Consider the following 26,691-nt stretch of genomic DNA (forward strand, 5'->3'; position numbering starts at 1 on the left):
CTACTGTGACTTCGGCGTCAACTCGCGGCAGTACGCGTAGATGGCGAGCCCGCCGAACTTGACGGCGTCGTCGTTGGACAGGTTGCCGGCGTTCTTCTTCAGATAGCTCAGCGCCGAGTTGACGCCACCGCTGCGCATCGCGCTACAGGTGCCGTGCGCGAGCTTGATGGCGGTGCTGTTCGGCATGAGGATGCCCTTGTCGTGCACCGCCTGTAAGAACATCGGGTCGACATCGTCGGCGTGGGCGGGGACGGCCATCAGGATGGCGACCGTCGACGAGGCTGCCGCGAGCAGAGCTGCCGTGCGTGTGCGTTTCATCCGGATCTCCCATGCCAGATCTATTTGCTGACAGGCTACGCGAGGCCCGCCGATCCGGGGCGGAGTCGCGTGTCGACGGACGCCGGAATTTCTTCAGAAGCGTCAGCGTCATATACTTAGACCGCATATTGCATTTTTGATTTTGCTTATTTCGGAGGTTTGGCGATGGCCATGTTGATGAAGATTGCGTCGACCACAGCACTTGCCGCAAGCCTGGGAGCTGCAGCTTTGGGCTTTGGCGCGGGTATTTCCGCAGCTACGCCGGTGACTGACCCCGCCGTGATCCCCATGGACCGCGGCTGGGGTCACGGCCACGACGACTGGGACGGCCATGGCCGTGGTTGGGGTGGTCCGGGCTGGCGCGGTGACGGCTGGGATGGCCCGCAGGTGTACGTCAACCTTCCCTGCGTGACCGGCCCCGCCGGGTTCGTCACCGTCTGCCCGTAGCTGTTCGCCGCCGACGATTGATCTCTGTCGCTCTGGGGAACCCCTGGCGTTGTACCGCCAGATATCCCGGAGGCGAAGGAGGAGAACGTTGGTACGCAAGAGTGTCGTGATCTGTGTGGTCGCCCTAGGGCTGGCCGGTTGTGCCACGGAGAGCCCCGCACCCAAAGCCGGCTCGCCGAATTCGGGCCTGCGCGCACCGCAGATCATCGTCGACGGACAACAACGGGCGGTGAGCGGTGGGGTGACCTGCCATCAGGCCGGTGACAACGTCACGATCGGCATCGGCGACGTGTCCAGCGGGGTCGGTGCCGTGGTGACGACGAACGATCCGCCACAGGTTCGTACCGTCGGCCTCGGCACCGTCGACGGTGTCGCGCTGGGGTTCACGAGTTCCGAGCCCGGCGAGGCGGACAACGCTGTAGCCGCGGTGCGGGGCAAGTCGTACACCATCAAGGGCACCGCCAGCGGCAGCGACCTGAGCAATCCGCGGTCGCCGCAGCAGGTGAGCAAGAACTTCGAGATGGATGTGGCCTGCCCGTGAGGGTGCGCGATACGGCGTGACCCGCCAGGATGATTGGTCGTGACCACGCCCGCAGAGGATGCATCGCCCCGTGTGCCCCTGGGCACCGTCCTGCGGGAGTGGGGCACCATCGGATGTATCGGTTTCGGCGGCCCGCCCACGCACATCAAGCTGTTGCGCAGCCTGTGCGTGGAGCGGCGCCGCTGGATCGGCGCCACTGAGTTCGAAGACGCGATCGCGACGTGCAACCTGTTGCCCGGGCCGGCGTCGACCCAGCTGTCGATCTACTGCGCCTGGCGCGTCCGCGGCCGGCTGGGCGCGCTGGTCGGTGGCGCCGCGTTCATCGTGCCGGGGCTCATCGTCATCCTCGGGCTGGCGGCGTTGTTCCTGGCCGGGTCACCACCACGGTGGGTACTGGCCGCCGGTGCCGGCGCGGGCGCGGCGGTGGCCGCCGTCGCCGTACATGCCGGTGCCGCACTGGTCCCCGCCAGTTGGCAGCGGCGCACCAGTTCCATCCGGTGGCCGGTGTACGTCGCGGCGGGTACGGTGGCGGCGGCGCTGCTGGGTCCATGGCTGGTAGTGGTGCTGTTGGTCTGTGGCGCAATCGAATTGGTGCGCACGACGACGCTGCCCCACTCTGGTGCACGCAGCCTGCCGGTGTTGGCTTTCCAGTCCCTGACGCTGGGCACGGTGGGTTCGCTGTGCTGGGTCGCGCTGAAGGTCGGCGCGCTGTCGTACGGCGGCGGCTTCGTCATCATCCCGCTCATGCAGGCTGACGCCGTCGACCGCTACCACTGGATGACCGGTGCACAGTTCCTCAATGCTGTTGCGCTGGGCCAGATCACGCCGGGACCGGTGGTGCAGACCGTCGCCGTCGTCGGCTACGCCGCCGCGGGATTGCTCGGCGGGGTGCTGGCCTCGGTTGTGGCATTCAGCCCGTCGTTCCTGTTCATCCTCTTGGGCGCCAAGCACTTCGACCGGATCCGCAGCAACAGCTACGTCCGGGCCTTCCTGGACGGCGCGGGTCCGGCTGCCATCGGTGCGATTCTGGGTTCGGCTGTACCGCTGGCCATGTCGATCAGCCAGACCTGGCAGTACGTGGTGCTGGCGCTGGCGGTGGTCGCGGTGTTCAGTCGGGTGAACGTCGTGATCACGTTGCTGCTGGCCGCCGGGGCCGGTGTCCTCGCCACCTCGCTGGGGCTGCCCCTGCCGAGCTGAGCGGGCGCACGTCAGCAGCAGTTCGGGTCGAGCACCCTGCAGAGTGCCGCGAGTGCGTCGCGTCGCGGCGTGTGGTGCACGTTCATGCCCTGTCGTTCGGAGATGACGAACCCGGCGGCACGCAGTTGGCCGAGGTGGTGACTTACGGTCGATTCGGCCAGGCCCACCGCGGCGGCGAGGGAGCCGGTGGTGCAGGGCTCGCCACAGGTGAACAGCAGCGACATCAGTTTGACGCGCGCCGGGTCCGCCAGCGCCTTGAGCCGCATGGCCAGGTCGAGTGCGGCGTCGTCGTCGGTCGGACTCGCGGCGACGGGTGCGCAGCACAACGGCTCCGACATGTCGATGACGGGGAGTGCCTTGGGCATGTAACCGATGCTACCGCAGGATGTTGACATATATCGAAAAGGTGCGGTAGAACGGTCCCAAGGATTTCGATATACGTCTCAGGCCTTAGGGGTGTCCCATGTCACGTGTCCAGCTCGCCCTGAACGTCGACAACCTCGACGAATCAATTGCCTTCTACCGCAGGCTCTTTGGCGTCGAACCGGCGAAGGTGAAGCCGGGCTACGCCAATTTCGCAGTGGAGAACCCGCCGCTCAAGCTGGTGCTGCTGGAGAACCCCGGTCACGGTGGGTCGGTCAATCATCTGGGTGTCGAGGTCGAATCCAGCGATACCGTGCACGCGGAGATCGCCCGCCTCACTGACGCGGGAATGTTCACCGAAGAGGAGATCGGCACCACCTGTTGCTTCGCCACTCAGGACAAGGTGTGGGTGACCGCCCCCGGCGGGGAACGTTGGGAGGTCTACACCGTCCTGGCGGACTCCGACACGTTCGGTGCTGCCTCGCGGGAATCGGCCGACGCGGCGTGCTGCGGGACGCAGGCATGACGCAGACCGCTGACGCCGGTGCGGCGACAGCTCGGCTCTCGACGCTCGACCGGTATCTGCCGGTCTGGATCGGGTTGGCGATGATGGCCGGGCTTCTGCTCGGCCGCTGGGTCCCCGGTCTGGACGTCGTACTGGAAAAGGTTCAGGTGGACGGCATTTCGCTGCCGATCGCGCTGGGCCTGTTGGTCATGATGTATCCGGTCCTGGCCAAGGTCCGCTACGACCGGCTCGACACCGTCACCTCCGACCACAAGCTGCTGGTGTCCTCGCTGGTGCTGAACTGGGTCTTCGGGCCCGCGCTGATGTTCGCGCTGGCGTGGCTGTTCCTGGCGGACCTGCCCGAGTACCGCACCGGGCTCATCGTCGTCGGCTTGGCGCGGTGCATCGCCATGGTCATCATCTGGAACGATCTCGCGTGCGGTGATCGGGAAGCCGCCGCGGTGCTGGTTGCGCTGAATTCGATCTTCCAGGTGCTGATGTTCGCGGTGCTCGGCTGGTTCTACTTGTCGGTGCTCCCGGGCTGGCTGCACCTGCCGCAGACCGAGATCGCGACGTCGCCATGGCAGATCGCGAAGTCGGTCCTGATCTTCCTCGGCATCCCGTTGGCTGCCGGCTACCTGTCGCGTCGGTTCGGGGAAAAAGCCAAGGGCCGTATTTGGTATGAGTCGACGTTCCTGCCCCGGATCGGACCGTGGGCGCTGTACGGGCTGCTGTTCACCATCGTGATTCTCTTTGCGCTGCAAGGGCATCAGATCACCACGCGCCCGTGGGACGTCGCCCGCATCGCGCTCCCGCTGCTGGCGTACTTCGCCATCATGTGGGGCGGTGGCTATGTCCTCGGCGCTGTCCTCGGCCTCGGCTACGAACGCACCACGACACTGGCTTTCACCGCGGCGGGCAACAACTTCGAACTCGCCATCGCCGTTGCCATCGCGACGTGGGGCGCGACCTCCGGGCAGGCCCTGGCCGGCGTCGTCGGACCGCTGATCGAGGTACCGGTTCTCGTCGCGCTGGTCTATCTGTCGCTGGCGCTGCGGCCGCGGTTGGGGGGCCTGCGCGCATGACACCCAAACCCAGTGTCCTGTTCGTCTGTGTACACAACGCGGGCCGGTCGCAGATGGCCGCCGCGCTGTTGACGCACATGTCGGAGGGACGGATCGAGGTACGTTCTGCGGGAACGGCACCCGCTGCTGAGCTCAACCCCGTCGCCGTCGCGGCCATGGCGGAACTCGGCATCGACATCACCACCGAAACCCCGAAGGTGCTCACCGCCGACACCGTGCAAACCAGTGACGTGGTGATAACCATGGGCTGCGGCGACACCTGCCCGTACTTTCCCGGGGTGTCCTACCGCGACTGGAAACTCGATGACCCGGCGGGCCAGCCCCTCGAGGCCGTCCGGCCCATCCGCGATGCCATCGCCGGCCGGGTCCGGGATCTGGTGGACGAGCTGTTGCCCGGCTAGGCCAAGCTGCCTAGTCGGCGATGAGTTGAGTTACGTAGGCACTCAACGGAACTAGCGAGATCCGGTCCAGCAGCTCTTGCGCGGCGGCGCGATCTTCGGCCGTATCCGTGCACTCGACGCGGCCCAGCAGCCAGATGATCGGGGCGAGCGAACGGTGTTCGGTGACACTGGCAGGCAATTCGCCGTTCCAGCTCGGGCCGGTGATGGCATACGTCTGCGGCGTCGTCCAGGCGACGTGCTCGTCGACGTCGTCGAACACATCGGCGCGGCCGGACAGCACCTGGAACAGATATCTGCGGTCGGCTGCGTCCGGCAGGGTCAGCACCCAGGGCTCGGCGTTCACGTCAAGGAATCGGTCGACGTACATGGCGTCGGTTGTGCTCGTCCGCATGAGCTGCTGCAGCGGGCAGCGCCTGGATACTGTCTCGTCCTCGGCGCGACGGCCGCGGCGTCCCGGGGGTCCGGCCAGGATCACCAGTGCGGCGACAGCGATGGACAACGTGCCGCACCACGGCAGAATATCGGCTGCTGACACGACCGCCGTACTCCAATCCGGTTGTGGCCCATTATCGATCGCGGGCCGGGTTCGGTCCGCTCATCCCACTGTGCAGGACGGCGCTGCCCGAAGTCTTGACACCTAGAGACTGATTCTTGACAGTTCGGGACAGCGCCGTCCGGGCCGGCGGCAGAGGTCTCAGCAGGGGGCGCCGGGCGGCGTGTAGTAGGGCACGCCTTCGTCTGTGTAGCAAGGCACTTCGCCGGCGACATACGGGACATGGGCCGCCGCGATCGCGGTGCCGACGGCGACGTCGCCCGCGATGTTGGTGCAGCCGCCGGCGGAGAAGTGGCGGCCGCCGGCACTGGCGCAGACGTCGGCGGCGGCGGTGGGGGCCACCACCAGTGGTGCAACGGTCAAGGCGCCGGCCATCAGTGCGACGGATACCAGCGCGGTGATGCGTGGGGTCATGGTGTTCCTCGGGTTGTTGAAGACGAACGGTCGCGCTTTGCTGCATATCCGGCTTTCGGGGGATGCAGGCAGCGATGGGCCGGTGCGGCGCTGCGCCGGCCCATCGCGGAATTCGACTGTGCTGCACCGTACACGTTTGTGTCTTGACATTTCACGACAAGTTTTTGACAGTTAGAGACATGTCGGTGATCCGGGGGACGGCGCTCACGAGCTTTCCTGAGTTGGTTGCTGAACTCGGCGGCGACAGCGACGCGCTTCTTGCTGCGGCGAACATCGCGGGCGCGGACGTCGGCCGTCACGATCGGTTCATCTCGCTGCCCCGCGGTGTCCAGATGCTCGAGTCCGCCGCGGCGGCTTTGCGCGCTCCCGATTTCGGCCGTCGGCTGGCGCTACGGCAATCCATCGACATCCTCGGCCCGGTCGGGTTGGCGGCGCGCAACGCCGAAACGGTCGCCGATGCCTTCGTCGTCTTCGACAAGTTCATGGCCGCCTACAGTCCGGCGATCAGTGCTCGCATCACCGTCTCCGTCGGCACGGACCTACGCCGCTTCGAGTTCGAATATCTCTTGGACCCGGCGCCGCCACAGGCACAGGCCATCGAGTTGTCACTGGGCGTCACGCTTCAAGTGCTGCGACTTTTCCTCGGGCCGGGCTACCGACCGCTGTCGGTGCACCTGCCGCATTCGGCACGCACGTCGGCCGACGAGTACCAGGCCTACTTCGGCTGCCCGCCGTCGTTCGGTGCACCGGTCGCCGGGTTCACGCTGCGCGCCACCGACTTGGCGCGACCGTTGCCCACCGACCGGATCGCGCATCAGACGGCCATGGACTACCTCATCAGTACCATCGGTGAATCCGAGCCTGCCACAACGCAATTGGTTCGGACCTTGGTTCGTCAGCTGCTGCCCGGTGGGGCCGTGGGACTGCAGGACATCGCCCGCCATGTCGGGCTGCATCCGAAGACACTGCAGCGGCGCCTATCGGCCGAGGGGGCGACGTTCGGGGACCTGGTCGATCAGACCCGCCGGGACACCGCGCAACGGTTACTGCTCGATACCGAGCTGACCCTCGACCAGCTCTGCCGAAATCTCGGCTATGCCGAACAGAGCGTGCTCACCCGGTCGTGCAAGCGGTGGTTCGGTATGACGCCCACGGCATTTCGGAGCAATCGAAGCTGAGGTTCTAGTGGATCCGCGGCCGGCGGCAGTAGTCCGAGAACTCGACGTAGAACGCCGTGCGTTGACCCGGCTGCCGAAGATTCGGCAAACGGCCTCGAACATTCTCAGCAAAACATACACTTTTTGAATAACCGTATGTTGCTATTGAATCGACCAGGGCACATCTGCGTTATTCAACACAGATGACGCAGACGAGGACGAGGCCGATGGCTATCCGCGAAGCGAAACGCAGTCATACGAGGGTGGCGGCAGCGGTGCTGATCAGCATCATGCTGGCCGCGGTGGTGTTCACCTACTTGTCGTACACCGCGGCGTTCACCCCGACCGACACCGTGTCGGTGCTGGCGCCCCGCGCGGGTCTGGTGATGGATCCCGATGCCAAGGTCAAGTACCGCGGTATCCAGGTGGGCAAGGTCGAGCAGATCGACTATGCCGGTGACCAGGCGAAGCTGACGCTGGCGGTTCTCAGTGACCAGATGCGCTACATCCCCTCGAACGCGCGGGTCCGGCTCGGCAGCACGACGGTGTTCGGCGCCAAGTCGGTCGAGTTCCTGCCGCCGGAGCAGCCGTCGAAGGAGTCGCTGCGTCCGGGCGCGCAGGTGCAGGCCAAGGATGTCCAGCTGGAGATGAACACGGTCTTCCAGACGCTGACGGATCTGCTCGACAAGATCCATCCGGTCAATCTGAATGCCACGGTGACCGCGCTGGGTGAAGGCCTGCGGGGCCGCGGCGATGACGCTGGTGCGGCTGCGGCCGGGCTGAGCCAGTACCTGGCGTATTTCAACCCGAAGCTGCCGACCCTGCAGCAGGATTTCAAGGACACCGCGACGGTCGCGGGGATTTACGGTGACGCGGCGCCCGACCTGGCCAAGGTTTTCCAGAACGCGCCGACGGTCAGCAAGACGCTGACCGACGAGCGGGATGACTTGAACGCGGCGCTGCTGGCGTCCACCGGGTTCGCCAACAATGCGTACGCGACCATCTCGCCGGCCGCCGACGACTACATCGCCGCCATCCAGCGGCTGCGCGCGCCGCTGAAGGTCCTGGGCGACTACTCACCGGAGTTCCCCTGCCTCCTGCAGGGCGTGTCCAAAGCCGTCGCGAGGTTCGGTCCGGTATTCGGTGGCATCAAACCGGGACTGTTCGTCGCGGCCAACTTCTTCCCCGGCGCGCCCAACTACACCTACCCCGAGAGCCTGCCGATGGTGAACGCCTCCGGTGGCCCGAACTGCCGTGGCCTTCCGGACCTGCCGTCCAAGCAGTTCGGCGGCTCCTGGTACCACTCGCCGTTCCTGGTGACCGACAACGCCTACATCCCGTTCCAGCCCAACACCGAGTTGCAGTTCGACGCTCCCTCGACACTGCAGTTCCTGTTCTCCGGTGCCTACGCAGAGAGAGACCGCTACTGATCGTCGGCGCTTGAACCCGTCATCGCCGAATACAACGCGACCAACATCCGCCACTAGACGGGCGCGGCAGGCGTGGCCGCGCCACCGGCAGCGGCAGCTTGAGCCAGGACCGCTCCACCGAGCCAGCGACGAAGGTAGTCACGCAGTTCGTCGCGACTGCGACCCGCGGGATTGGGCGCGATGAAGAACGACAAGATGGTGCGCAGGGTGTGCTCGACGAGTTCACGAAGCAGCGTTTCATCGAAACTGTAGTGCGCCCAGTCGACGTCGAACCGGGTGATCACCTGCATTCCCAATTCCATCGCCTGTTCGGAAGCCATCGCGGGGGCGTGGCTGCCTCGGTTGGCCTCCGACAGCACGATCCCCAAATGTGGTGTCCGCGTGATCTCTTCGAGCGTGAACAGCACCCCTTCGGTCATCGCATCGGCGGGGTCGGTGATGCCGGCAACAGCCACAATCAGCCGGTCGAAGAAGGCCCCCACTGTGGTGATCGCCGCCGCCGCCATGAGCGATTCGGCGTTGGGAAAGTACCGGTACACGGTTTGCCTGATCACGCCGAGCGCGTTGGCGACCTCGGCAATGCTGATGCCAGAACCTTTGTCCGCCATGAGTTTGGCTGCCATCGAGACGATCCGGGCGGCGGCGTCCTCATCACTGGCAGGCGGCTGACCATCCCACCCACGCCTACCCGCCATGGCGTCGAGTCCCCCGCATTCGGCCAGGATACCGGCACGCTGTGCTCACGCGGTCGTGCAAGCGCGGTGGCTCAGCCGAGCCGCGTCCAGAGGCAATAGCCGGAAAACTCGACCGAGGACGCCGTGGGAGCGACGTCGAAGTGCAATGTCTGGTCCGGCGCGCCGTCGGTCACCGCGGGCGCGCTGACCACGCCGGCACTGAGCACTGCGCGCTGCTCGACGTGGCACCGGTTCCCGGGGCCGAGCGGGGTGCCACTCCACTTGCCGGACATCAGGTTTGGATTCCGCATGCCCTGACCGCGCAGGGCGATGACGGGGCCGGTGCTCCACCAGCGGTCGCTGGGCTCCGCGGGTAGCGCGACGGCCTGCCAACGCCCTTCGTGACACTGCAGCGGGGTGTTGGCGCCCGCCGTGGGCGCGGGCGTCGTCGGCATGGTGGTGGCTTCGTCGGCCGTGGGCGGACACAGCTGATCCTGTTGGGGCGCAACGGGGTCGGCCGAACATGGTGGCGCCACCGCGGTCGCCAGGGCGACTGCGGCCGTCGCGACGGTCGTGCGGAGCATGGCTACAACTTCGTGAGATCGGTCTTCATGAGCATGACGTTGTACTCGCTCCACAATGACAGGTTCCAGTACAGATCGGTACCCGTGCCCAGGGTCGACGGCGACCAGGGCTGCATCATGGGCGCGTAGATGCCGCCATTCTGTTGCGGCATCAGCACGGTGGCCGCGGACCAGGTGCCCTGCGGGGTATCGGCGGTGCGCAGCACGACGTTGTTGAACTGGTCGGCGTAGAGCGTGACGTACTTGCCCAGCGTCGGGTTGTACTGCACCGACATCTCGCTGACGTGGTTGCCGGCCTTGGCGATACCGCATGCGCCGGTGTCCTGGCCGAACACGACGCCGGCCTTCGACGGGTCCTTGTACCAGCCCTGTTTGATCGCGCCGATGCCGAACCAGCCGCCCGCGCTGCCCTTGTTGTAGTACTCGTACTTGGACGCGTCGAGGATGTCGGCCTCGGCGACCCGGGACACGTAAGCGGCGCCGCCGCGTCCGTTCGGGGTGCCGTACGAGTAGACGTAGCCATCGCCGGGACGAACCAGGGCTGCCTGTTGGAAATTGGCGTTGCCGCCCCAGTTCTGGCGGACGCTCTGCGGTGCGATGGTCCAGTTCTCACCGTTGTCGGTCGAGTACGCCATCGCCGAATAGTTCGTCGTCCATTGGCCGGGCGCGCCCCACTGCTTGACCGACATGAAACTCAGGTACTGGGTGGCGCCGAATTGGGTGCCCGGCGTCGGCACCGAGATGCCCGAGGTCGGGATCAGCGTCACTCCGGACGGCAGGCCCGCGGGGAGCTTGGCGGGCAGGATGATCTGGCGCGCTGTCGTCGGCGACGACAGCGGTGTACCGCCGAACATGTTGCCGTTGAACCACTGGCCGGCCGGAATCGAAATGCCGTCGGCGAGGTTGGCATCCGACGAGCGGAACAGGATGTTGTTCAGCCAGTTTCCGGTCATGTTCGGGCCGCTGAAGGTGTCGCCGAACGCCATCAGCACCTGGTGCTCGTTGATCGGCGTGTTCGGATCGTCGGCAATTCCGTTGTCCCACACGGTGCCGACGTCGGTCCCCCAGACCCCGAACCGGTTGTAGGTGTCGTTGGGGGCGAAGTTGCCTGTCACCCAGTCGACGAAACTCGTCGACGGACTGAGCTGTTGACCTGGCGTGGGGAAGACCGGCCGGGGGTTCATGGCCGCGGTGAGCGCCGCCATGGGATTGCTCAGCACCTGGCCGGTGGTGGTGAGTGCGCTGACGAGGTTCTGCGGCTTGATGGCCGTCAGCAGGTTGTCGATCTCTTTGCGGGCGAAAGCCAGCACGGTCCACGCCAGCGTCGGCTGGGCCGGGCTGCCCGCCGGGTTGAACGCCCAATTCAGTGCGCCGGACACGGCTTTCATCACGGCGGCCACCGGGTTCAGGGGCTTGGCCGCGGGCGCGGTGACGTTCGGAGTGAGCAGGTTCGTCGTCGCGGATACGGGGCTCGGTGCCGCCGTGACCGCGCTGGTGGTGACCTTCATGACCGTCGGTGCGACTGCCGCGGCACTGACCGGCTTGGTGGACGCCGCGGTCTGCGGGGTGGCGAGCGGCTTCGCGGCAGGGGGCGTATCGGGGGTCAGCCGTGGGCGCTTCGGAGTCTTCGGCACCCCGGCGGCGGCCACGGCGGCGTCGGTGGCGTTGTTGTTCTTCGGCTGGTTCGCGCGATCACGCACCTTGCCCGGTGTCTTGGCCGGCTTGTCGGCCTTGGGGTCGGTCTTGGGATCGGCCGCGCTGTCGTCGGCGGTGCCTGTAGCCGGCGTCTCGGTCTTGTCGTCGCCCTTCTTGGGGCGGGGTTTGTCGCGACGCGGTTTGGTTGTGCTTCCCGAAGTGCCGGACGGCCCGGCGTTCTCGCCGGTCGCGGACGTCGCTGCCGGGCCTCCGGATGCTCCTGCTTCGGTCTGGTCGGCCCACGCGGCGCCCTGCCCGGACGCGATCGCGGTTCCGATGCCGAGTGCGACGGCGAGCCTGCCGACCCGGCCGATGTAGCGTGCGGCGCTCATCGTGTCTCCCTGCTGTTCCAGCTAATTAACCAATGGAACAACATCGGGTCGAACCGCGGGAGACTTTCGACGGGGTTGTTTCCGTCTCGATACGTCAGCGGAGCAGACCGGCCTCGCGGAGTGCGTCCTCGTACAACTCGATGGCGTGGTCGATGCCGCGATCGACCCAGCTGTCGACGAAGGCCACCCGGTCGGCGATCAGCTGAATTCCGGTGGCCCAGCGCTCGAAATCCCCAGTGCGGCGCAGGATATCGATTTGGACGCGGGTGCCCTTGACGTGGATGAACCCGCCCAACTCCGTCGTCTGGGGGCGCAGCACCGTGACGTCGAAGCCTTCGATCCGGCCGTCGTCGACGAGTGCCTGCAGGTAGCCACGGGCGTCGCGCAGAGCCGCGAGGGCCTGCAGTTCCCGTCCCTGGGTGGGCAATCCCCAGGCAATCCAGATTCCGGTGTCGGACATGGCGCCTTACGCTACGCGCGCGCCGAGCAGCCGGCGGGGAAGACGCGGGCGACGCATGGTGCGCGCCACCCATTCGCCGAGGGTCACCCCGGCGGCCAGTGTGCAGCCCACCATGACGGCGGTGAACAGGTTTGAGATGGCCGCCAGGGTCTGGCCGGCCATGATCTCGGACAATCCGCGGTAGACCGCGAGACCGGGCACCAGCGGAGTGATGCCGGCGACGGCGACGATGATCGGCGGGACGACGGCGCGCCGGGCCAGCAGGCCGCCGGCCAGACCCACGACGGTGGCGGCCACCGCGGACGCGACGATCGGGCCGAGCCCCGCATTCAAGGTGGACCCGACGAGGCCCGCACCGACAGCACCCGACGCGAACGAGGTGGTGAGCGCCTTCAGCGACGCGTAGCTGGCGAGTGCGAAGGCCGCTGACGCCAGGCCGCCGGTGAGCACCATGATCGGCAACGGCGCATAGGGGAGCACCTCCTGCTGCATGGGCGGCAGGCTCGCGCCGAGGGCTGAGGTGAGTCGGAGCGCGATGCCCACGCCGCCGACCAGTCCTGCGGTGAAGACCATCACCTCGATGAACCGGCCCGCCGCCGTGACCGGCGCGCCCGTGATGGCGTCCTGCACCGAACCGACGAGCGACAACCCGGCCATGAGCACGATGATGCCGGACACGATGATGCGGTACGGCGCAACAATGGCGCTGTGTTCGATGGCCAGCTTGTAGATGAACGCGGCCGGTACCGTCGCCATGAAGCCGCCCATGACCTGCTGGAAGAAATAGGGCAGACCGAGCTTGCCGAGAGCGACGTTGGTGCCGTAGATCGCTGCGGTGGTGACGAACGAGACGACGGCGAGCGTCGGGCTGCCGCCGAGCATGAGCGTCACTGCGGCCGCCATCAGGGCCCAACCTGACAGCGCGACCTTGCGTGAATACGGATGGTCGGCGGCGACGATGTGGTCCAGCGCCGCGCGGGCGGGCTTGAGGCCGAGGTGGCCGCGGCCGATCTGCCGCAGGAGCGTGTCCACCTGTTCGAGGCGCGTGTAGTCCAGCGAGCGGTACTTCACCGTGCGCATGTAGTTGGTCGGTGGCAGGCCCGGACCGCGCCGCGCCGAGACGTGGATGGCGTTGTAGGTGACGTCGACGGCGCAGTCCGGCAGTCCGTAGGTGGCGGCGACGAAGGCGATCTGCTTACTGGTGTCGATGGCGCCGGTACCGGAGTCCAGCAGCACCTCGCCGACGTTCATCGCCAGCTCGACGACCTCGGTGACGGCGCGCTCGTCGCTCAGGTCGACAGGCTGCGCCGGCGCGATGACGGGCAGGCCCGCGGTGTCGGCGGTGGACGGCCGGTCGCCGAGTATGCGGCGTCGAGCGGAGGCGACGCGGTCACGCAGTGTCACACCAGAAGCGTAGGTCCCAGCTCGGCTGCCCTAGTACGACTGTCCATTGGCGTAGCGCTCACGACGGAAGTGGCGACCGTTGCCGCGGTTGCGGCTCTTGTACGTCGGCAGCTGGGAGTCACAGTTCGGGCAGATCAGCCGCAGGTTCTCCCGGCAGTTGTTCGTCGGGTTGCCGTCGATGTGGTCGAGTACCAACACCAGTGACTGGTCGTGCCAGGTCGTGTCCCCGCCGCAGATCGCACAGCAGTTGGATTGAGCGCCGGCGAGGTACTGCCTGATGTAGTGATCGTGATAGGTGGCGACATACGCCTCGCCTGTCTCGAGCCACCGCTTCGTTCGGGCGTCGCTGCGGGTCGCCGCCTGACATGAGTTGCTGCAGTAGACCTTCTGGCTGCGCTTCACGAGCGGAGTGCCACAACCACGGCATGACCTCATAGAGCGACGCTACGACGAGCCACCGACAAGCCGCGGCTGCGTAGTGGAGCCCCCGGTCAGGATTGAACTGACGGCCTTCCGCTTACAAGGCGGGTGCTCTACCACTGAGCTACGGAGGCATGCGGTTCGACGGAACCGCCCCAAATCTTAACCTGTGCCCGGACCCGGTTGCTCTTGGCCGTTCTCGCCGCCGGTTCTCTGGGCGGCCCGAGCCGCTGCCCGCTTGCCGCGCTGGCGGCTCAGCGGGATGCGCCCGGCGATGTTGCTCAGCGGATTCACCGCGTCGTTGAGGACGAGAACCGCGTCGTACAGCTTGTCGACGGTCGGGGCGAGCCCGGCGAGCACGGGCGCCAGTTGGTTGAGGTTGTCGACGACGTCGTTCAACTTCATCAGGGCACCGTCGGGTGCGGTCAGGACGTCGATGGCGCCGCCCTCGTCGAGGAGTCGTTCGGCGATACCGCCCTCGCTGAGCAGGCGGTCCACGAGGCCGCCGTCGGCGAGCATCTTGTCCACCGACCCGCCGTCGCCGAGGAGGCGGTCGGCGATGCCGTCAGGGCGCAGCACCCGATCGACCACGCCGTTGTCGGCCAGTAGTCGATCGGCGATACCGCCTTCGCCGACCAACCGATCGGCGATGCCTTCGGGTCGAAGGACCCGGTCCACAATGCCGCCGTCTGCGAGCACCTGGTCCACGACGCCGCCTTCGGCGAGCCCACGATCTGCCACCCCACCCGGGGCGAGCACCCGGTCAAGGATGCCGTCGGCGGACAGTACGCGGTCGACGACACCGCCGTCGGCAAGGACGCGGTCGGCTGGGCCGCCCGGTTCGAGCAGTCGGTCGACGATGCCGCCCGTACTCAGCAGCCGGTCCACCACACCGTCGTCGGCGAGGAAGCGGTCGGCCGGCCCGTCTTTGGCGATCAGGCGGGCGGCGATGCCGTCTTCGCTGAGTACCCGGTCCACGACACCGTCCGGGGCGAGCACCTGTTCGGCGAAGCCGCCGGGGGCGAGTACTCGCGACAACGCCCCTTCGTCGGATGTCAATTGGTCCAGCAGGCCGCCGTCGAGGGTCAGCTGGTCGATGATGCCGCCGGGTGCCAGTGCCCGTGTCACGGCGCCGCCCTCGGCGGTGAGGCGGTCGAGGAGGCCGCCGTCCTGGCTGATCTGGTCGACCAGACCACCCGGGCGGAGCAACCGGTCGAGCACGCCGCCCGGCGCCAGCGCCCGGCCGAGCGGAGCGTCGTCGTCGACCAGTCGGGTGAGGCGGCCGGCCCGGCTCAGCGTGTCATCGAGGCCGAGCATGGACATGACGGGCGAACCCACGCTGGTGTCGCCGAGTGCGTGTTGCACGGTCGACAGCGTGCCGCTGGCGATTTCGAGACCGGCGCTGGCGATCTTGAGCGGCGTCGAGGCCAGGTCTGACAGGGCTTTACCCAGATCCATCGGCCAAGTGTATGGCGCGGATCACATTTGATGTTGCTGAGGTAGATACCGGCGGTCCGGCTATTTAGCTGGATGACTCACAGTATGTTCACAGCTATCGAGCAGGGAGGATTTAAGGGCCGCGAGGACCATGGCTGCATGGCTATGGCTGCAGTTCCTGAAGCGACGCCCGAAGCTCGGATTCTCGTCGTCGACGATGAGACCAACATCGTTGAGCTGCTTTCGGTGAGTCTGAAGTTCCAGGGCTTCGAGGTGCACTCCGCCTCCAACGGCCCCGCCGCACTCGACAAGGCCCGCGAGGTCAAGCCCGATGCGGTGATCCTCGACGTGATGATGCCCGGTATGGACGGGTTCGGCGTGCTGCGCCGGATGCGCGCCGACGGCATCGACGCGCCGGCCCTGTTCCTCACCGCCCGCGACAGCCTGCAGGACAAGGTGGCCGGCCTGACGCTCGGCGGCGACGACTACGTCACCAAGCCGTTCAGCCTGGAAGAGGTCGTGGCGCGACTGCGGGTGATCCTGCGCCGCACCGGCCGTGGCGTCGAAGAGCCGCGCAGCGCCCGGTTGACGTTCGCCGACATCGAGCTCGACGAGGACACCCATGAGGTGTGGAAGGCCGGCGAACCGGTGTCGCTGTCGCCCACCGAGTTCACCCTGCTGCGCTACTTCATCATCAACGCGGGCACTGTCCTGTCGAAGCCGAAGATTCTCGACCACGTGTGGCGCTACGACTTCGGCGGTGACGTGAACGTCGTCGAGTCCTATGTGTCGTACCTGCGCCGCAAGATCGACACCGGTGAGAAGCGCCTGCTGCACACGCTGCGCGGGGTCGGTTACGTGCTCCGCGAGCCGCGGTGATGAGCGCTCGCGCGAAGAACAGACGGCGCTGAGACGTTTTTGGCGAGCCATCGCCAACAATGGAGTGATGACACGCCGACAGGGCGAGCGCAGCGACGGGATAGGCCGCGTTACCCATGGCATTCCGCTGCGGGTGGGGCTGGTCGCCGCGACGGTGCTGCTGGCCGCTCTCGGTCTGCTGGCCTCCGGCGTCGCCGTCACCTCGATCATGCAGCACAGCCTGATCAACCGCGTCGACGAGACGCTGCTGGACGCCTCGCGTAGCTGGGCGCAGGAGCCGCGGCGGATTCCGGCCACGCCCATCGAAGGCCCGAACCCGGCGCGGCCGCCGTCGAACTTCTATGTCCGGGGCATCGACCCCGACGGCCGGGTGTGGATTGCCGTCAACGACAACGACGCACAGCCGGCGCTGCCGGACAGCAATGACGTCGGCCCGGTGCCGACGACGGTCGGCTCGATCCACCACTCCGACGTGAAGTGGCGGGCCATGACGGTGCGTAGTCCGTCGGGCGAGCTGACGACGGTGGCGATCGACCTCTCCGATGTGGCATCGACGGTCCGCGCGCTGGCGTGGTCGCAGGTCGGCATCGGTGCCGCGGTGCTGCTGATTCTCGGAATCGCCGGTTATGTCGCGGTGCACCGCAGCCTGCGCCCGCTCGACGAGGTGGAGCGGACGGCCGCCGACATCGCCGCCGGGCAGCTGGACCGTCGTGTTCCGGAGCGGGACTCACGTACTGAGGTCGGCCGATTGTCGTTGGCGCTGAACGGGATGCTCGCGCAGATTCAGAATGCGGTGGCCTCGTCTGAACAGTCGGCGGAGTCGGCGCGCACGTCCGAGGACCGGATGCGCCGCTTCATCACCGACGCCAGCCACGAGTTGCGGACGCCGCTGACCACCATCCGCGGATTCGCCGAGCTGTACCGGCAGGGTGCCGCCAGTGACGTCGAGATGCTGATGAGCCGCATCGAGAGCGAGGCCCGGCGCATGGGGCTGCTGGTCGAGGATCTGCTGCTGCTCGCGCGGCTGGACCAACAGCGGCCGCTGGAGCAGCGGCCCGTCGACCTGCTGATCCTGGCCACCGACGCCGTGCACGACGCGCGGTCCATCGCGCCGCAGCGGTCGGTGTCGCTGGAATTGCTGGACGGCCCCGGCACTCCCGAAGTCCTGGGCGATGAAGCGCGGCTGCGCCAGGTGCTGGGCAACCTGGTGATGAACGCCGTGCAGCACACCCCGGAGACGGGCGGCATCACGGTTCGCGTCGGCACCGTCGACGGCGACGCGGTGCTCGAGGTCTGCGATCAGGGCCCGGGCCTGTCGGCCGAGGACGCCCACCGCATCTTCGAACGCTTCTACCGCACCGACTCGTCGCGCACCCGGACCAGCGGCGGAACGGGGCTCGGGTTGTCGATCGTCGACTCCCTGGTGCGGGCACACGGCGGCGTCGTCACCGTGACCACCGCGCCGGGCCACGGCTGCCGGTTCACGGTGCGTCTGCCGCGTATCGGCGGCGCGGCCGACTCTGCAGAATCAGCCGGCGGTGGCGAGGGCGGCGATGATCTTGGCCTGAGCCTCGTCGAGTGATTCCGGCGACGGGTTGCGGTCGACGTTGGCGAACCCGAAGTCGGACAGGTTGCGGGCCGGGAACACGTGCACGTGCAGGTGCGGCACCTCGAGCCCGGCGATGATGACGCCGGCCCGTTCGGTGTCGAACGCCGTGCACACGGCGCGGCCGATCTTCTGCGACACGGCCATCACCTTGCTCCACAGCTCGGGGTCCACGTCCTGCCAGTTGTCCACCTCGGCCCGGGGCACGACCAGGGTGTGGCCCTGCGTCATGGGCTCGATGGTGAGGAACGCGACGACGTCGTCGTCCTCGTAGACGAATCGGCCCGGCAGGTCGCGGTTGATGATCATGGTGAAGACGGACGGCATGTGCCCAGCCTATTGCTCGACGCGGGTGCCGGACAGCCAGGGCTCGATGTCGGTCGCGAAGGGGCTGTCGCCGATGGACTCGTAGTCCTGCTGAAAAGCGTCCGCCGTCAAGTGCTTTCGTGGATTGCGGCCGGTCCGCACAAATCCCGAGAACTCGAATTTGACGGCCGCGCGGCCCGGTTCTACGCCGCCAATCAGTTGGTCTGATCGGCAGGCTGCTCGAACGTCATGGCTTCGAGGTTCCAGTACCCGCGCAGGTTCGTGATGAGCCCGTCGCCGTTGACCTTGTAGGTGAAGACGCCGCGGACGCTGGCGACGAAGCCGTTCGGGAATTCGGTGCGCAGCACCAGGATGTAGGCGATCTCGTCGGGCGAGCTGGACGGGAACGTCTCCTCGCACGTCACCGTCAGCTGGTTGGGCCCGATGTTGGTGTCGTAGAAGGCGGCGAGGGCCTCCTTGCCCTTCACGCCGGTGCCATCCGGGTTGGTGACGGCCTCACCGATGGGGTCCTCGACGACGATGTCGTCGGCCATCAGGGCGAGCCAGCCCTCGCGGTCGTGGCTCTGCACGCAACGCCACGACGACTGCGAGGCGGTGACAACTGGGTTCTCGGACAAGGGTTTCCTTCCAATCATGCCGAAACGGCATTCCAGCAGCTGGAATGCCGTCTCGGGGTGGCGCGTCTCGCTCAGCGGTCGGCGTCGGTGTACCGGATGACACCGCGGATGTTGCGGCCCTCCAGCATGTCCTGATAGCCCTCGTTGATCTGTTCCAGCTTGTACTGGCGGGTGACCATGTCATCGAGGTTGAGGCGGCCGGCCTTGTACATGGCCAGCAGTGACGGGATGTCGTGGTGCGGGTTGCCGCCACCGAAGATGGTGCCCTGCAGGCGCTTCTGCATCAGCGTCAGCATCGACAGGTTGAGCTTCACATCGAGGCTGGCCATGTTCGCCACCGCCGTCACGACGCAGGTGCCGCCCTTGCTGGTGATGTTCAGGTAGTTGTCGATGTCCTCGCCGTGCAGCTCGCCGACGGTGACGATGGTCTTGCTGGCCATGCGGCCTTCGGTGACCTCGGCGACGCCGGCCATGGCGCTGAAGATGTCCGGGTAGGCGTGGGTGGCGCCGAACTTCAGGGCGTTGTCGCGTTTGAACTCAACGGGATCCACGACGAAGACGTTGCGCGCACCGGCGTTCAGCGCACCCTGGAGCGCGCCGGTGCCGACACCGCCGACGCCGACGATGCACACGTCGTCGCCGGGGCGGACGTCGCCGCTGCGGACTGCCGAGCCGTAGCCGGTGGTGACGCCGCAACCGACCAGGCACGCCACCTCGAACGGGATGGTCGGGTCGATCTTCACGACCGAGCTCTTGTGCACCACCATGTACGGGCTGAAGGTGCCCAGCAGCGTCATCGGCAGTACCGGGGTGCCGTCCGCAGTGTGGACGCGGTTGGTGCCGTCGGAGACGGCGGCGCCGGTCAGCAGATACATCCCCAGGTCGCACAGGTTGCGCATGCCGGCCTGACACGACGGACACTCGCCACACGACGGGATGAACGACAGCACGACGTGGTCGCCGACCGCGATGTGGTCCACGCCCGGTCCGACCTCGACGACGACGCCCGCACCCTCATGACCGCCGAGCACGGGGAATCCGGCCATCGGGATGTCGCCGGTCACCAGGTGGTGGTCCGAGTGGCACATGCCCGAGGCTTCCATCTGGATCTTGACCTCGTCCTTGACGGGGTCGCCGATCTCGATCTCCTCGATCGACCACGGCTTGTTGAACTCCCAGATGAGAGCACCTTTTGTCTTCACCGCATGTGCCTTCCACTAGAACCTGTTTCAGTTAGCGTAGAGGGAATAGTTACGTTCGTCACACCCACCCCCCAACCAACTGCTTGGCCGGTTCACCAGATCGGGACCGGAGCCTCGCCCAGCGGGTAGTAGCCCGGCAGCTGCTCGCCGGCGAGGCTGCGCTGGATGCGTTGCTGCATGCCTTTCGACAGTTTTCCGGCCGTCATCAGGTCCAGATAGAGCTTCTGCACGTGACCGAAGTCGAAGAAGTCGCGCTGCCAGGCGATCTTCGGTTCGCCGTCGACGTTCTCCAGCCGGAACCAGCTGCCGCCGATGCCGTAGATCTCGCGCGCGGGGGCAGATGCGTCGTCAGGATCGCCGACGATCTGCTTCCAGAAGCCGACAACCTCGCCCTGCTTGTCGTCGATCACCACCCGCTGGTACGGGTATTTCCAGCCCTCGAGGCCTTCCATCTCCAAACCCAGAGCGATGTCGCGGATTTCGGCCTTACCGAGGCACATGACGTCCTCCTTGGGACCGATGTTCCAGCCGTAGGTGGCGTCCTCGGTGTAGAAGTCGGCCATGGGCTTCCAGTCGCCGGCCGCCTCTGCGTCACGGTTGACCTGCAGCCACCGTTCGACCCACTCTTCGAGTTGTGCGCGGGGGAATGACGTCATTGTCTTGTCCTTTGTTTTCAGCTGGTTTCGCGGATGAACAGGGCCTGCGTCGGGCACTCGGCGACAGCGCGCTCGATCTCGTCGCGCGCCTCGTCGGGTGGCGTCTCGTCGAGGATCTCGACGGTGCCGCGCTTGGGGACGTTGAAGTAATCCGGTGCTTCCAGGGAACACATCGCGTGGCCCTGGCAGAGCTCTCGGTCGACCTCGACGCGGTAGGAACCCATCTCAGGCAACTTCCCCGGTCGCTGCGCTTCCACCCGCCGAATCGCGCCTCCGGTAGCGGACGGTGGCGGGACGGGCCAGCTGGACGACCATCTTCGAGTGGTCGTTCTGGTAGCTCTCCGGAGGCTGCGCCATCTCGAACTCGTACTCGCGCAACAGAACCGAGAAGATCGCCTTGATCTGCATCTGGGCGAACGCGGCCCCCACGCAACGGTGCTTGCCGGCGCCGAACGGGATCCAGGTCCACCGGTTCAGCAGGTCTTCCTGCCGTGGCTTCTCGTACCGGTCGGGGTTGAAGGCGTCGGGGTCCGGGAAGTCCTCGGGAAGCCGGTTGGAGATCGCCGGGGAAGCGGCCACCATCTGACCCTTGTGGATCGGGTGCTCGGCGACCTCGAACTCGTCCTGCGCGACGCGCATCAGGATGATCAGCGGCGGGTGGAGGCGCAGCGTCTCCTTGAGCGCGTTGTCCAGGTTCGGAATCTGGCGCAGCGCATGGAAACTCACCTCCTGGCCGTCGGCGTAGAGATCGTCGAGCTCCTGCTGGACCTTGGCGTAGAAGTCAGGGTGACGCAGCAGTTCGATCAACGTCCACGACGACGTGCCCGAACTGGTGTGGTGCCCGGCGAACATCAGTGAGATGAACATGCCGGTGACCTCGTTGGCGCTGAAGCGGTGGTTGCCCTGTTCGTCCTTGATCGAGACCAGGACGTCGAGCAGGTCGCGATCGCTCTTGTCGGTGGGCGGGTTGGCAATTCGGCCGTTCATGACCTCCTGCACCAACTCCACCAGGTTGGCCCGGGCCTCGTCGCGGATGCGGAAGCTCTCGATGGGCAGGTAGGGGTCGACGTAGCAGAGCGGATCGGTGCCGCGCTCGAGCAGGTGGTAGTAGTTCGCGAACCGCGAGTCGAGCTGGTTGCGGAACTTCGGGCCGATCAGGCAGGCCGTCGAGGTGTAGATGGTGAGCTCGGAGAAGAACTCCAGCAGATCGATTTCGCCGGAGTCGCCCCAGGTCTCGGTCATCCGCCGGACTTCGCGCTCGATGGTGGCGGCATGGCCCTTCATCTGCTCGCCGCGCAGCGCGGTGTTGTGCAGCATCTCGGCCCGGCGTTCGGGGTCGGCGTCGAACACCACGCCCTCACCGAAGATCGGGGTCATGAACGGGTATGCCTCGGCCTGGTTGAGTTCGCTGTCGCTGGAGCGGAAGAAGAACTCGTTGGCCTCGGAGCCCGTCAGCAACACCACCTGCTTGTCGGCGAGCTGGAACCAGCCGACATCGCCGCATTCGTCGCGGACGCGCTGCATCAGTCCGATCGGGTCGGTGCGGAACTCCTCCAGGTGGCCGTGTTCCTCGGCGCCACCGGAAACCCGTTGTACCTCTTTGGTGATGGTCATTGACCGGTCTCCTCTTTGCTCCTCGCGTCCGCGGGCATCCCTTCCTCGCCCAGAGCGAGCGACTGACGTTCCTTTGCTTCGGCCAGCGGTGCTTCGGGCTGAAGTTCCATGTTGGCGATGTATCCGCCGCGCGGGGTCTCGGCGACGAACGTGATGGCGCGGGCCAGGTCGGCCGCGCGCAGGAAGTAGCTGTGGCGGGCCTGGCCCCACTTGGCCCAATCCTCAAGTGCCGGGCCGATTTTCTCGGCCGGCAGGCTCCAGCCCATCGAGGTCATGGTGGGGCCGGGATGCACCACCGAGGCGCGCACGCCGGTGCCTTCGAGCTCCATCTGGAAGTTGGTCACCATCGCGACCAGACCGGCCTTCGCGGCGCCGTACGCGCCCATGTGCGGGCGCTGGCGCAGCGCCACGTCCGAGCCGACGAAAATCAGGTCGCCGCGGCGGCGCTCCACCATGCCGTCGAGCGCGGCGCGGGCCATCCGGTTGGCGCCGACCAGGTGAATCTGCAGCTGCTCGGCGAATTCGTCGGTGCTCATCTCGTGCAGCCGGCCGAAGTTGGTGTCACCGGCGCCGGTGACCAGCACCTCGATGTCGCCGAGCGCGGCGGTGGCCTTCGCGACGAAGTTCTCGACCGACGCGGTATCGGTGACGTCGAGCGGCAGCGCAATCGCCTCGCCGCCTTCGGCTTTGATCTGGTCGACGAGTTCCTGACACTTCTCCACCCGTCGGGCGCCGAGCGCGACCGGGAAGCCGTGGGCGGCGAGGGCAGTCGCCGTCGCGGCGCCGATGCCCGAGGAGGCGCCGGCCACGATGGCGGGCCGGCGGGCGGGATGCGGTTCAAAACGGGCCATTTAGCGTGCCTTCACTGTCATCGGGAGGTGGGCAAATCCGCGGACCGAACTCGAGTGCACACGGACGCAGTTGTCCTCGTCCACCTCGTAGCCGCGGATACGTTTGAACAATTCGGTCAGGGCGACTCGGGCTTCCATCCGGGCCAGGTGGGCACCCAGGCAGAAGTGGGCGCCGCTGCCGAAACTCACCAGCTTCGAACCGATATCACGGCCGATGCGGTACTCGTCGGGCCGGTCGAACACGCGGTCGTCGCGGTTGGCCGAGCCGGCGAGCAGAATCAGCACCTCGCCCGCCGGGACGGTGGTGCCGTAGAACTCGAGGTCTTCGACGACGGCCCGGGCCAACAGCTGGCTGGAGGTGTCATAGCGCAGCGTCTCCTCGATCCACGGCGAGATCAACTCGTGGTCGTCGAAGACGGGGGCCAGTTGGTCGGGGTTCTGGTAGCCCCAATAGGCAGCATTGGCAAGAAGTTTCGTGGTGGTCTCGTTGCCGGCGATCACCATCAGGAACAGGAACGCCATGATCTCGTCGTCGGTCAGCTTGTCGCCGTCGATCTCGGCTTCCACCAGCGCCGAGGTGAGGTCGTCGGACTGGTTCTTGCGGCGCTGCTTGACCATGGCGGCGTAGTACATCAGCAGCTCACCCGATGCGGCCATGGCGGACGCCGGGACGTCGGCCGTCCCGTCCTCGCGGTGCATCACGCCGTCGGCCAGCGCGCGGATGCGTACGCGGTCTTCTTGCGGCACGCCCATCAGTTCACTGATGACGTCCATGGGCAGCTTGCCCGCGAAATCGTCGACGTAGTCAAAAGTGTTCTGCTGCAGCGCCTCATCGAGGTGCTGGACGGCGATCTCCGTGACCCGAGCTTCGAGCTCGCGGATGCGCCGCGGCGTGAAACCCTTCGAAACCAGGGTGCGCAGCCGCAGGTGTGCCGGATCATCAAGGGCCAGAAAAGACATCACGCGGTGGGCTTCGTCGTTGCGGGAGATCGGATCCAGCGAGACGCCGTGCTTGTTGGACAGGGCGGTGCTGTTGCGGAAACCGCGCAGCACGTCCTCGTGGCGGGACAGCGCCCAGAAGTTGAGCTTGTCGTTCCGGTAGATCGGCGCCTCGTCCCGCAGCCGCCGGTAGTACGGGTACGGGTCCTCGTGGAAGTCGTAGCTGTAGGGATCGATCAGCAGTTCTACATTGGCTGTCATGCATTGTCTCCCACGATGAGTCCGACGACATACGACAGCCGGTCAGCGATCTGGTGATAGGTGTAGACGCCGCTGCCGGCGTTGACGAGCGCACCGAAGTACGTCATCTCGAGGGCCGAGAGCAGACGCGGATCGGCGTCGGGGCCGACGGCTGAGCGGATGCGCTTGTGGATTTCGCCACCGATCCGGTCGCGCACCTTGCGGACCGTCTCGTCGTCGCCCGACAGCAGGGCCGTCGTGCAGGCCGCGGCCACCCCGGGTTCGTCGGCGACCACCAGCGCGAGGCTGCGCAGGGCCTGCTCGACTCGGCTGGCCATCGACTGGTTGACGTCGGTGAAGTAGGGCACCTGCCGAACCATGTCCAGGTACACCTCGGCGATGAGGTGGTTCTTGGACGAGAAGTACGTATAGGCGGTTGCCGGCGCGACCTTGGCTCGCGCGGCGACCGCGCGCACCGTCAGGTCGGCGTAGGAGGACTCCCGCAGCATCTCGCGACCGGCGGCCAGGACCTTCTGGAAGGTCTCCTCCTGGCGGCGGTTGCGCGGCTGGTCGTCCGCTTCTTGGCTGGCGCTTGTGAGCGCGGCCACTGCATCGCTGGACACATGTCCAAGTTAGTCGATGGCGTGCCGTGGAAGCAAGATGGTCCAGGAAAATGCCTGACAAATCGGCATTTATGTGCCGTTTTCGGTTTGTGATTCTGCCCAACCCTTGCTACCCGGCGGCGCGTGAGGTTATGGTTCGACTGAACATATCGGACAGCTGTCCAACTGAAATCACATTGCTGGACTGCGTCCAGTGGGCAGGAGTGCAGATGACCTTGCTGGGTGATCGCGAAAGTCGCCTTCTCATCGACGGAAAATTGGTGCCGGGTTCGCGGGGCACGTTCCCGACCGTCAATCCCGCGACCGAGGAAGTCCTCGGGGTGGCTGCCGATGCCACGGTGGGCGACATGGCCGACGCCATCGACGCCGCCCGCCAGGCCTTCGACGAGACCGATTGGTCCACCAACGTCGAGCTCCGCGTGCGGTGCCTGCGGCAACTGCAGCAGGCCATGCGCGACCACAGTGACGAATTGCGCGAACTGACCATTTCCGAGGTCGGCGCGCCCCGGATGCTCACCGCCGGAGCGCATTTGGACGGACCGATCGCAGACCTGAGCTTCGCCGCCGACACCGCGGAGAGCTACCAGTGGACCACCGACCTGGGACATGCCACGCCACAAGGGATTCCGACCAACCGGACCATCGCTCGCGAGGCCGTCGGGGTCGTCGGCGCCATCACGCCGTGGAACTTCCCGCACCAGATCAACCTGGCCAAGATCGGCCCGGCACTCGCGGCGGGCAACACCCTGGTCCTCAAGCCCGCCCCCGACACCCCGTGGGTCGCCGCGGTGCTCGGCGAACTGATCACCCAGCACACCGACTTCCCGGCGGGCACCATCAACATCGTCACCTCCCGGGACCACGGGGTCGGCGCCCTGCTGTCGAAACACCCTGATGTGGACATGGTTTCGTTCACCGGCTCGACCGTCACCGGTCGTGCCGTGATGACCGACGCCGCGGAGACCATCAAGAAGGTGTTCCTGGAACTCGGTGGCAAGTCGGCCTTCCTCGTGCTCGACGACGCCGACGTGGCCGGCGCCTGTGCCATGGCTGCATTCACGGCATCGATGCACGCCGGCCAGGGCTGCGCGATCACCACCCGCCTCGTGGTGCCGCGGGCCCGCTACGACGAAGCCGTCGCGGCCGCGGCAGGCACGATGGGCGGTATCAAGCCGGGTGACCCGTCCAGCCCGCGCACCGTCTGCGGTCCGGTGATCTCGGCCCGACAGCGTGACCGGGTGCAGAGCTACCTCGACCTCGCCATCGAAGAGGGTGGCACCTTCGCGTGCGGTGGCGGCCGGCCCGCGGACCGCGACACCGGCTTCTTCATCGAGCCGACCGTCATTGCCGGCCTGGACAATTCGGCGCGCGTCGCCCGCGAGGAGATCTTCGGACCGGTGCTCACCGTCATCGCCCACGACGGCGACGACGACGCCGTCCGCATCGCCAACGACTCGCCGTACGGCCTGTCCGGCACGGTGTTCTCGGCGGACCCGCAGCGGGCGGCCGGCGTGGCGGCGCGTCTGCGCGTCGGCACCGTCAACGTCAACGGCGGCGTCTGGTACTCCGCCGACGCGCCCTTCGGCGGCTACAAGCAGTCCGGCAACGGCCGGGAGATGGGCATCGCCGGGTTCGAGGAGTACCTGGAGACCAAGTGCATCGCCACGCTGGCCACCTAGGCCTGGTGAGCGAAAACTTATGGCTGACAAGAATTTAGACG

General features: G+C 66.7%; 29 protein-coding genes, 1 tRNA gene and 1 pseudogene. 10 read left to right on the forward strand and 21 right to left on the reverse strand.

All coding sequences use genetic code 11. From position 1 onward, the window contains the following. Nucleotides 1-318, reverse strand: a complete 318-nt coding sequence (locus QRN63_RS17740) for a DUF732 domain-containing protein (RefSeq protein WP_267315912.1) — start codon at nucleotides 316-318, stop codon at nucleotides 1-3. A 264-nt stretch (nucleotides 319-582) separates the two neighbouring features. Between QRN63_RS17740 and QRN63_RS17745 the strand changes: the two genes are divergently transcribed. The 3 genes from QRN63_RS17745 (at nucleotide 583) to chrA (ending at nucleotide 2,503) form a co-directional block, all read left to right on the forward strand. Continuing rightward, nucleotides 583-765, forward strand: coding sequence for a hypothetical protein (locus QRN63_RS17745; RefSeq protein ID WP_267315911.1), 183 nt, complete (start codon nucleotides 583-585; stop codon nucleotides 763-765). Nucleotides 766-853: 88 nt separating this feature from the next. Continuing rightward, nucleotides 854-1,306 (forward strand): lipoprotein LpqH, encoded by a 453-nt coding sequence (locus tag QRN63_RS17750; RefSeq protein WP_285032066.1) that lies wholly within the window; start codon nucleotides 854-856, stop codon nucleotides 1,304-1,306. 39 nt (nucleotides 1,307-1,345) lie between these two features. Then, nucleotides 1,346-2,503 carry a chromate efflux transporter gene (gene chrA / locus QRN63_RS17755; RefSeq protein ID WP_285032067.1) on the forward strand — a complete coding sequence of 386 codons (1,158 nt, stop codon included), beginning with the start codon at nucleotides 1,346-1,348 and terminating at the stop codon, nucleotides 2,501-2,503. Nucleotides 2,504-2,514: 11 nt separating this feature from the next. Here chrA and QRN63_RS17760 read toward each other — a convergent pair whose 3' ends face one another. Beyond that, on the reverse strand, nucleotides 2,515-2,868 hold the full coding sequence (locus tag QRN63_RS17760) for an Rv2640c family ArsR-like transcriptional regulator (RefSeq protein ID WP_267315908.1): 354 nt from the start codon (nucleotides 2,866-2,868) through the stop codon (nucleotides 2,515-2,517). Nucleotides 2,869-2,966: 98 nt separating this feature from the next. On the opposite strand from QRN63_RS17760, the gene QRN63_RS17765 reads away from it, so the two are divergent. Both QRN63_RS17765 and arsB read left to right on the forward strand, forming a co-directional pair. Continuing rightward, on the forward strand, nucleotides 2,967-3,392 hold the full coding sequence (locus tag QRN63_RS17765) for an ArsI/CadI family heavy metal resistance metalloenzyme (protein WP_285032068.1): 426 nt from the start codon (nucleotides 2,967-2,969) through the stop codon (nucleotides 3,390-3,392). Further along, nucleotides 3,389-4,857: pseudogene (gene arsB / locus QRN63_RS17770) on the forward strand (ACR3 family arsenite efflux transporter). Before QRN63_RS17765 ends, arsB begins: the two are co-directional and overlap by 4 nt. Nucleotides 4,858-4,867: 10 nt before the next feature. Here the strand turns inward: arsB and QRN63_RS17780 are convergent. Then, nucleotides 4,868-5,392 (reverse strand): DUF1254 domain-containing protein, encoded by a 525-nt coding sequence (locus tag QRN63_RS17780; RefSeq protein ID WP_267315906.1) that lies wholly within the window; start codon nucleotides 5,390-5,392, stop codon nucleotides 4,868-4,870. A 159-nt stretch (nucleotides 5,393-5,551) separates the two neighbouring features. Beyond that, complete coding sequence (locus QRN63_RS17785; protein ID WP_267315905.1) at nucleotides 5,552-5,824, reverse strand: hypothetical protein; 273 nt, start codon at nucleotides 5,822-5,824, stop codon at nucleotides 5,552-5,554. A 179-nt stretch (nucleotides 5,825-6,003) separates the two neighbouring features. On the opposite strand from QRN63_RS17785, the gene QRN63_RS17790 reads away from it, so the two are divergent. Together QRN63_RS17790 and QRN63_RS17795 are read left to right on the forward strand one after the other, a co-directional pair. Next, complete coding sequence (locus tag QRN63_RS17790; RefSeq protein ID WP_285032071.1) at nucleotides 6,004-7,002, forward strand: AraC family transcriptional regulator; 999 nt, start codon at nucleotides 6,004-6,006, stop codon at nucleotides 7,000-7,002. A gap of 206 nt (nucleotides 7,003-7,208) precedes the next feature. Further along, nucleotides 7,209-8,411 (forward strand): MCE family protein, encoded by a 1,203-nt coding sequence (locus tag QRN63_RS17795; protein WP_285032072.1) that lies wholly within the window; start codon nucleotides 7,209-7,211, stop codon nucleotides 8,409-8,411. 53 nt (nucleotides 8,412-8,464) lie between these two features. On the opposite strand, the gene QRN63_RS17800 is transcribed toward QRN63_RS17795, so the two are convergent. The 8 genes from QRN63_RS17800 to QRN63_RS17835 form a co-directional block, all read right to left on the reverse strand. Continuing rightward, nucleotides 8,465-9,106 carry a TetR/AcrR family transcriptional regulator gene (locus QRN63_RS17800; protein ID WP_285032073.1) on the reverse strand — a complete coding sequence of 214 codons (642 nt, stop codon included), beginning with the start codon at nucleotides 9,104-9,106 and terminating at the stop codon, nucleotides 8,465-8,467. Nucleotides 9,107-9,177: 71 nt separating this feature from the next. Then, nucleotides 9,178-9,669, reverse strand: coding sequence for a hypothetical protein (locus tag QRN63_RS17805; RefSeq protein ID WP_285032074.1), 492 nt, complete (start codon nucleotides 9,667-9,669; stop codon nucleotides 9,178-9,180). A 2-nt stretch (nucleotides 9,670-9,671) separates the two neighbouring features. Beyond that, nucleotides 9,672-11,696: a DUF4185 domain-containing protein gene (locus QRN63_RS17810; RefSeq protein ID WP_285032075.1), complete on the reverse strand. Its 2,025-nt coding sequence runs from the start codon at nucleotides 11,694-11,696 to the stop codon at nucleotides 9,672-9,674. A gap of 94 nt (nucleotides 11,697-11,790) precedes the next feature. Beyond that, nucleotides 11,791-12,156: a hypothetical protein gene (locus QRN63_RS17815; protein WP_267315901.1), complete on the reverse strand. Its 366-nt coding sequence runs from the start codon at nucleotides 12,154-12,156 to the stop codon at nucleotides 11,791-11,793. Nucleotides 12,157-12,162: 6 nt separating this feature from the next. Continuing rightward, complete coding sequence (locus QRN63_RS17820) at nucleotides 12,163-13,560, reverse strand: threonine/serine exporter family protein (protein ID WP_285032076.1); 1,398 nt, start codon at nucleotides 13,558-13,560, stop codon at nucleotides 12,163-12,165. A gap of 30 nt (nucleotides 13,561-13,590) precedes the next feature. Beyond that, complete coding sequence (locus tag QRN63_RS17825; protein WP_285032077.1) at nucleotides 13,591-13,995, reverse strand: HNH endonuclease; 405 nt, start codon at nucleotides 13,993-13,995, stop codon at nucleotides 13,591-13,593. A 44-nt stretch (nucleotides 13,996-14,039) separates the two neighbouring features. Next, nucleotides 14,040-14,114 (reverse strand) — tRNA-Thr (locus QRN63_RS17830). Nucleotides 14,115-14,142: 28 nt separating this feature from the next. Further along, nucleotides 14,143-15,438 (reverse strand): hypothetical protein, encoded by a 1,296-nt coding sequence (locus QRN63_RS17835; protein ID WP_285032078.1) that lies wholly within the window; start codon nucleotides 15,436-15,438, stop codon nucleotides 14,143-14,145. 138 nt (nucleotides 15,439-15,576) lie between these two features. Between QRN63_RS17835 and QRN63_RS17840 the strand changes: the two genes are divergently transcribed. After that, entirely contained in the window at nucleotides 15,577-16,296 is a 720-nt protein-coding gene (locus QRN63_RS17840) for a response regulator transcription factor (protein ID WP_020098732.1), read from the forward strand. A gap of 67 nt (nucleotides 16,297-16,363) precedes the next feature. After that, nucleotides 16,364-17,878, forward strand: coding sequence for a sensor histidine kinase (locus QRN63_RS17845; RefSeq protein WP_267315897.1), 1,515 nt, complete (start codon nucleotides 16,364-16,366; stop codon nucleotides 17,876-17,878). Here QRN63_RS17845 and QRN63_RS17850 read toward each other — a convergent pair. The 9 genes from QRN63_RS17850 to QRN63_RS17890 all read right to left on the reverse strand — a co-directional run bounded on the left by QRN63_RS17850 (nucleotide 17,825) and on the right by QRN63_RS17890 (nucleotide 24,971). Further along, nucleotides 17,825-18,229: an HIT family protein gene (locus tag QRN63_RS17850; protein WP_285032079.1), complete on the reverse strand. Its 405-nt coding sequence runs from the start codon at nucleotides 18,227-18,229 to the stop codon at nucleotides 17,825-17,827. The genes QRN63_RS17845 and QRN63_RS17850 overlap by 54 nt on opposite strands. Before the next feature lie 194 nt (nucleotides 18,230-18,423). Beyond that, nucleotides 18,424-18,846, reverse strand: a complete 423-nt coding sequence (locus QRN63_RS17855; protein WP_502888156.1) for a nuclear transport factor 2 family protein — start codon at nucleotides 18,844-18,846, stop codon at nucleotides 18,424-18,426. A 71-nt stretch (nucleotides 18,847-18,917) separates the two neighbouring features. Beyond that, entirely contained in the window at nucleotides 18,918-20,048 is a 1,131-nt protein-coding gene (locus tag QRN63_RS17860) for an NDMA-dependent alcohol dehydrogenase (RefSeq protein ID WP_267315894.1), read from the reverse strand. A gap of 92 nt (nucleotides 20,049-20,140) precedes the next feature. Beyond that, the gene (locus QRN63_RS17865; protein ID WP_285032081.1) at nucleotides 20,141-20,704 is read right to left on the reverse strand and encodes a nuclear transport factor 2-like protein; all 564 of its coding nucleotides are present in this window, start codon (nucleotides 20,702-20,704) and stop codon (nucleotides 20,141-20,143) included. Nucleotides 20,705-20,721: 17 nt separating this feature from the next. Further along, nucleotides 20,722-20,928 (reverse strand): ferredoxin Fdx, encoded by a 207-nt coding sequence (fdx, locus tag QRN63_RS17870; RefSeq protein ID WP_267315892.1) that lies wholly within the window; start codon nucleotides 20,926-20,928, stop codon nucleotides 20,722-20,724. A gap of 1 nt (nucleotide 20,929) precedes the next feature. Next, complete coding sequence (cyp51, locus tag QRN63_RS17875; protein ID WP_285032082.1) at nucleotides 20,930-22,318, reverse strand: lanosterol 14-alpha demethylase; 1,389 nt, start codon at nucleotides 22,316-22,318, stop codon at nucleotides 20,930-20,932. Continuing rightward, complete coding sequence (locus QRN63_RS17880) at nucleotides 22,315-23,169, reverse strand: SDR family oxidoreductase (protein WP_285032083.1); 855 nt, start codon at nucleotides 23,167-23,169, stop codon at nucleotides 22,315-22,317. Before QRN63_RS17880 ends, cyp51 begins: the two co-directional genes overlap by 4 nt. Then, nucleotides 23,170-24,369, reverse strand: coding sequence for a cytochrome P450 (locus QRN63_RS17885; RefSeq protein ID WP_285032084.1), 1,200 nt, complete (start codon nucleotides 24,367-24,369; stop codon nucleotides 23,170-23,172). Continuing rightward, nucleotides 24,366-24,971, reverse strand: a complete 606-nt coding sequence (locus QRN63_RS17890) for a TetR/AcrR family transcriptional regulator (RefSeq protein WP_267315888.1) — start codon at nucleotides 24,969-24,971, stop codon at nucleotides 24,366-24,368. The genes QRN63_RS17885 and QRN63_RS17890 overlap by 4 nt, the downstream gene beginning before the upstream one ends. Nucleotides 24,972-25,180: 209 nt before the next feature. Between QRN63_RS17890 and QRN63_RS17895 the strand changes: the two genes are divergently transcribed. Further along, nucleotides 25,181-26,650, forward strand: coding sequence for an aldehyde dehydrogenase (locus tag QRN63_RS17895; protein ID WP_285032085.1), 1,470 nt, complete (start codon nucleotides 25,181-25,183; stop codon nucleotides 26,648-26,650). Nucleotides 26,651-26,691: the final 41 nt, after the last annotated feature.

Origin of the sequence: Mycolicibacterium sp. lyk4-40-TYG-92 (genome assembly GCF_030209435.1) — a bacterium.
Lineage (GTDB): Bacteria > Actinomycetota > Actinomycetes > Mycobacteriales > Mycobacteriaceae > Mycobacterium.

Coding starts and splice junctions, on each gene's coding strand:
- QRN63_RS17805 (WP_285032074.1), bottom strand. CDS start 9,669: ATGCTCCGCACGACCGTCGCGACGGCCGCAGTCGCCCTGGCGACCGCG.
- QRN63_RS17795 (WP_285032072.1), top strand. CDS start 7,209: ATGGCTATCCGCGAAGCGAAACGCAGTCATACGAGGGTGGCGGCAGCG.
- QRN63_RS17785 (WP_267315905.1), bottom strand. CDS start 5,824: ATGACCCCACGCATCACCGCGCTGGTATCCGTCGCACTGATGGCCGGC.
- QRN63_RS17765 (WP_285032068.1), top strand. CDS start 2,967: ATGTCACGTGTCCAGCTCGCCCTGAACGTCGACAACCTCGACGAATCA.
- QRN63_RS17895 (WP_285032085.1), top strand. CDS start 25,181: ATGACCTTGCTGGGTGATCGCGAAAGTCGCCTTCTCATCGACGGAAAA.
- QRN63_RS17850 (WP_285032079.1), bottom strand. CDS start 18,229: ATGCCGTCCGTCTTCACCATGATCATCAACCGCGACCTGCCGGGCCGA.
- QRN63_RS17865 (WP_285032081.1), bottom strand. CDS start 20,704: ATGACGTCATTCCCCCGCGCACAACTCGAAGAGTGGGTCGAACGGTGG.
- QRN63_RS17740 (WP_267315912.1), bottom strand. CDS start 318: ATGAAACGCACACGCACGGCAGCTCTGCTCGCGGCAGCCTCGTCGACG.
- QRN63_RS17835 (WP_285032078.1), bottom strand. CDS start 15,438: ATGGATCTGGGTAAAGCCCTGTCAGACCTGGCCTCGACGCCGCTCAAG.
- fdx (WP_267315892.1), bottom strand. CDS start 20,928: ATGGGTTCCTACCGCGTCGAGGTCGACCGAGAGCTCTGCCAGGGCCAC.
- QRN63_RS17840 (WP_020098732.1), top strand. CDS start 15,577: ATGGCTATGGCTGCAGTTCCTGAAGCGACGCCCGAAGCTCGGATTCTC.
- QRN63_RS17845 (WP_267315897.1), top strand. CDS start 16,364: ATGACACGCCGACAGGGCGAGCGCAGCGACGGGATAGGCCGCGTTACC.
- QRN63_RS17800 (WP_285032073.1), bottom strand. CDS start 9,106: ATGGCGGGTAGGCGTGGGTGGGATGGTCAGCCGCCTGCCAGTGATGAG.
- QRN63_RS17760 (WP_267315908.1), bottom strand. CDS start 2,868: ATGCCCAAGGCACTCCCCGTCATCGACATGTCGGAGCCGTTGTGCTGC.
- QRN63_RS17885 (WP_285032084.1), bottom strand. CDS start 24,369: ATGACAGCCAATGTAGAACTGCTGATCGATCCCTACAGCTACGACTTC.
- QRN63_RS17880 (WP_285032083.1), bottom strand. CDS start 23,169: ATGGCCCGTTTTGAACCGCATCCCGCCCGCCGGCCCGCCATCGTGGCC.
- QRN63_RS17825 (WP_285032077.1), bottom strand. CDS start 13,995: ATGAGGTCATGCCGTGGTTGTGGCACTCCGCTCGTGAAGCGCAGCCAG.
- QRN63_RS17790 (WP_285032071.1), top strand. CDS start 6,004: ATGTCGGTGATCCGGGGGACGGCGCTCACGAGCTTTCCTGAGTTGGTT.
- cyp51 (WP_285032082.1), bottom strand. CDS start 22,318: ATGACCATCACCAAAGAGGTACAACGGGTTTCCGGTGGCGCCGAGGAA.
- QRN63_RS17810 (WP_285032075.1), bottom strand. CDS start 11,696: ATGAGCGCCGCACGCTACATCGGCCGGGTCGGCAGGCTCGCCGTCGCA.
- QRN63_RS17815 (WP_267315901.1), bottom strand. CDS start 12,156: ATGTCCGACACCGGAATCTGGATTGCCTGGGGATTGCCCACCCAGGGA.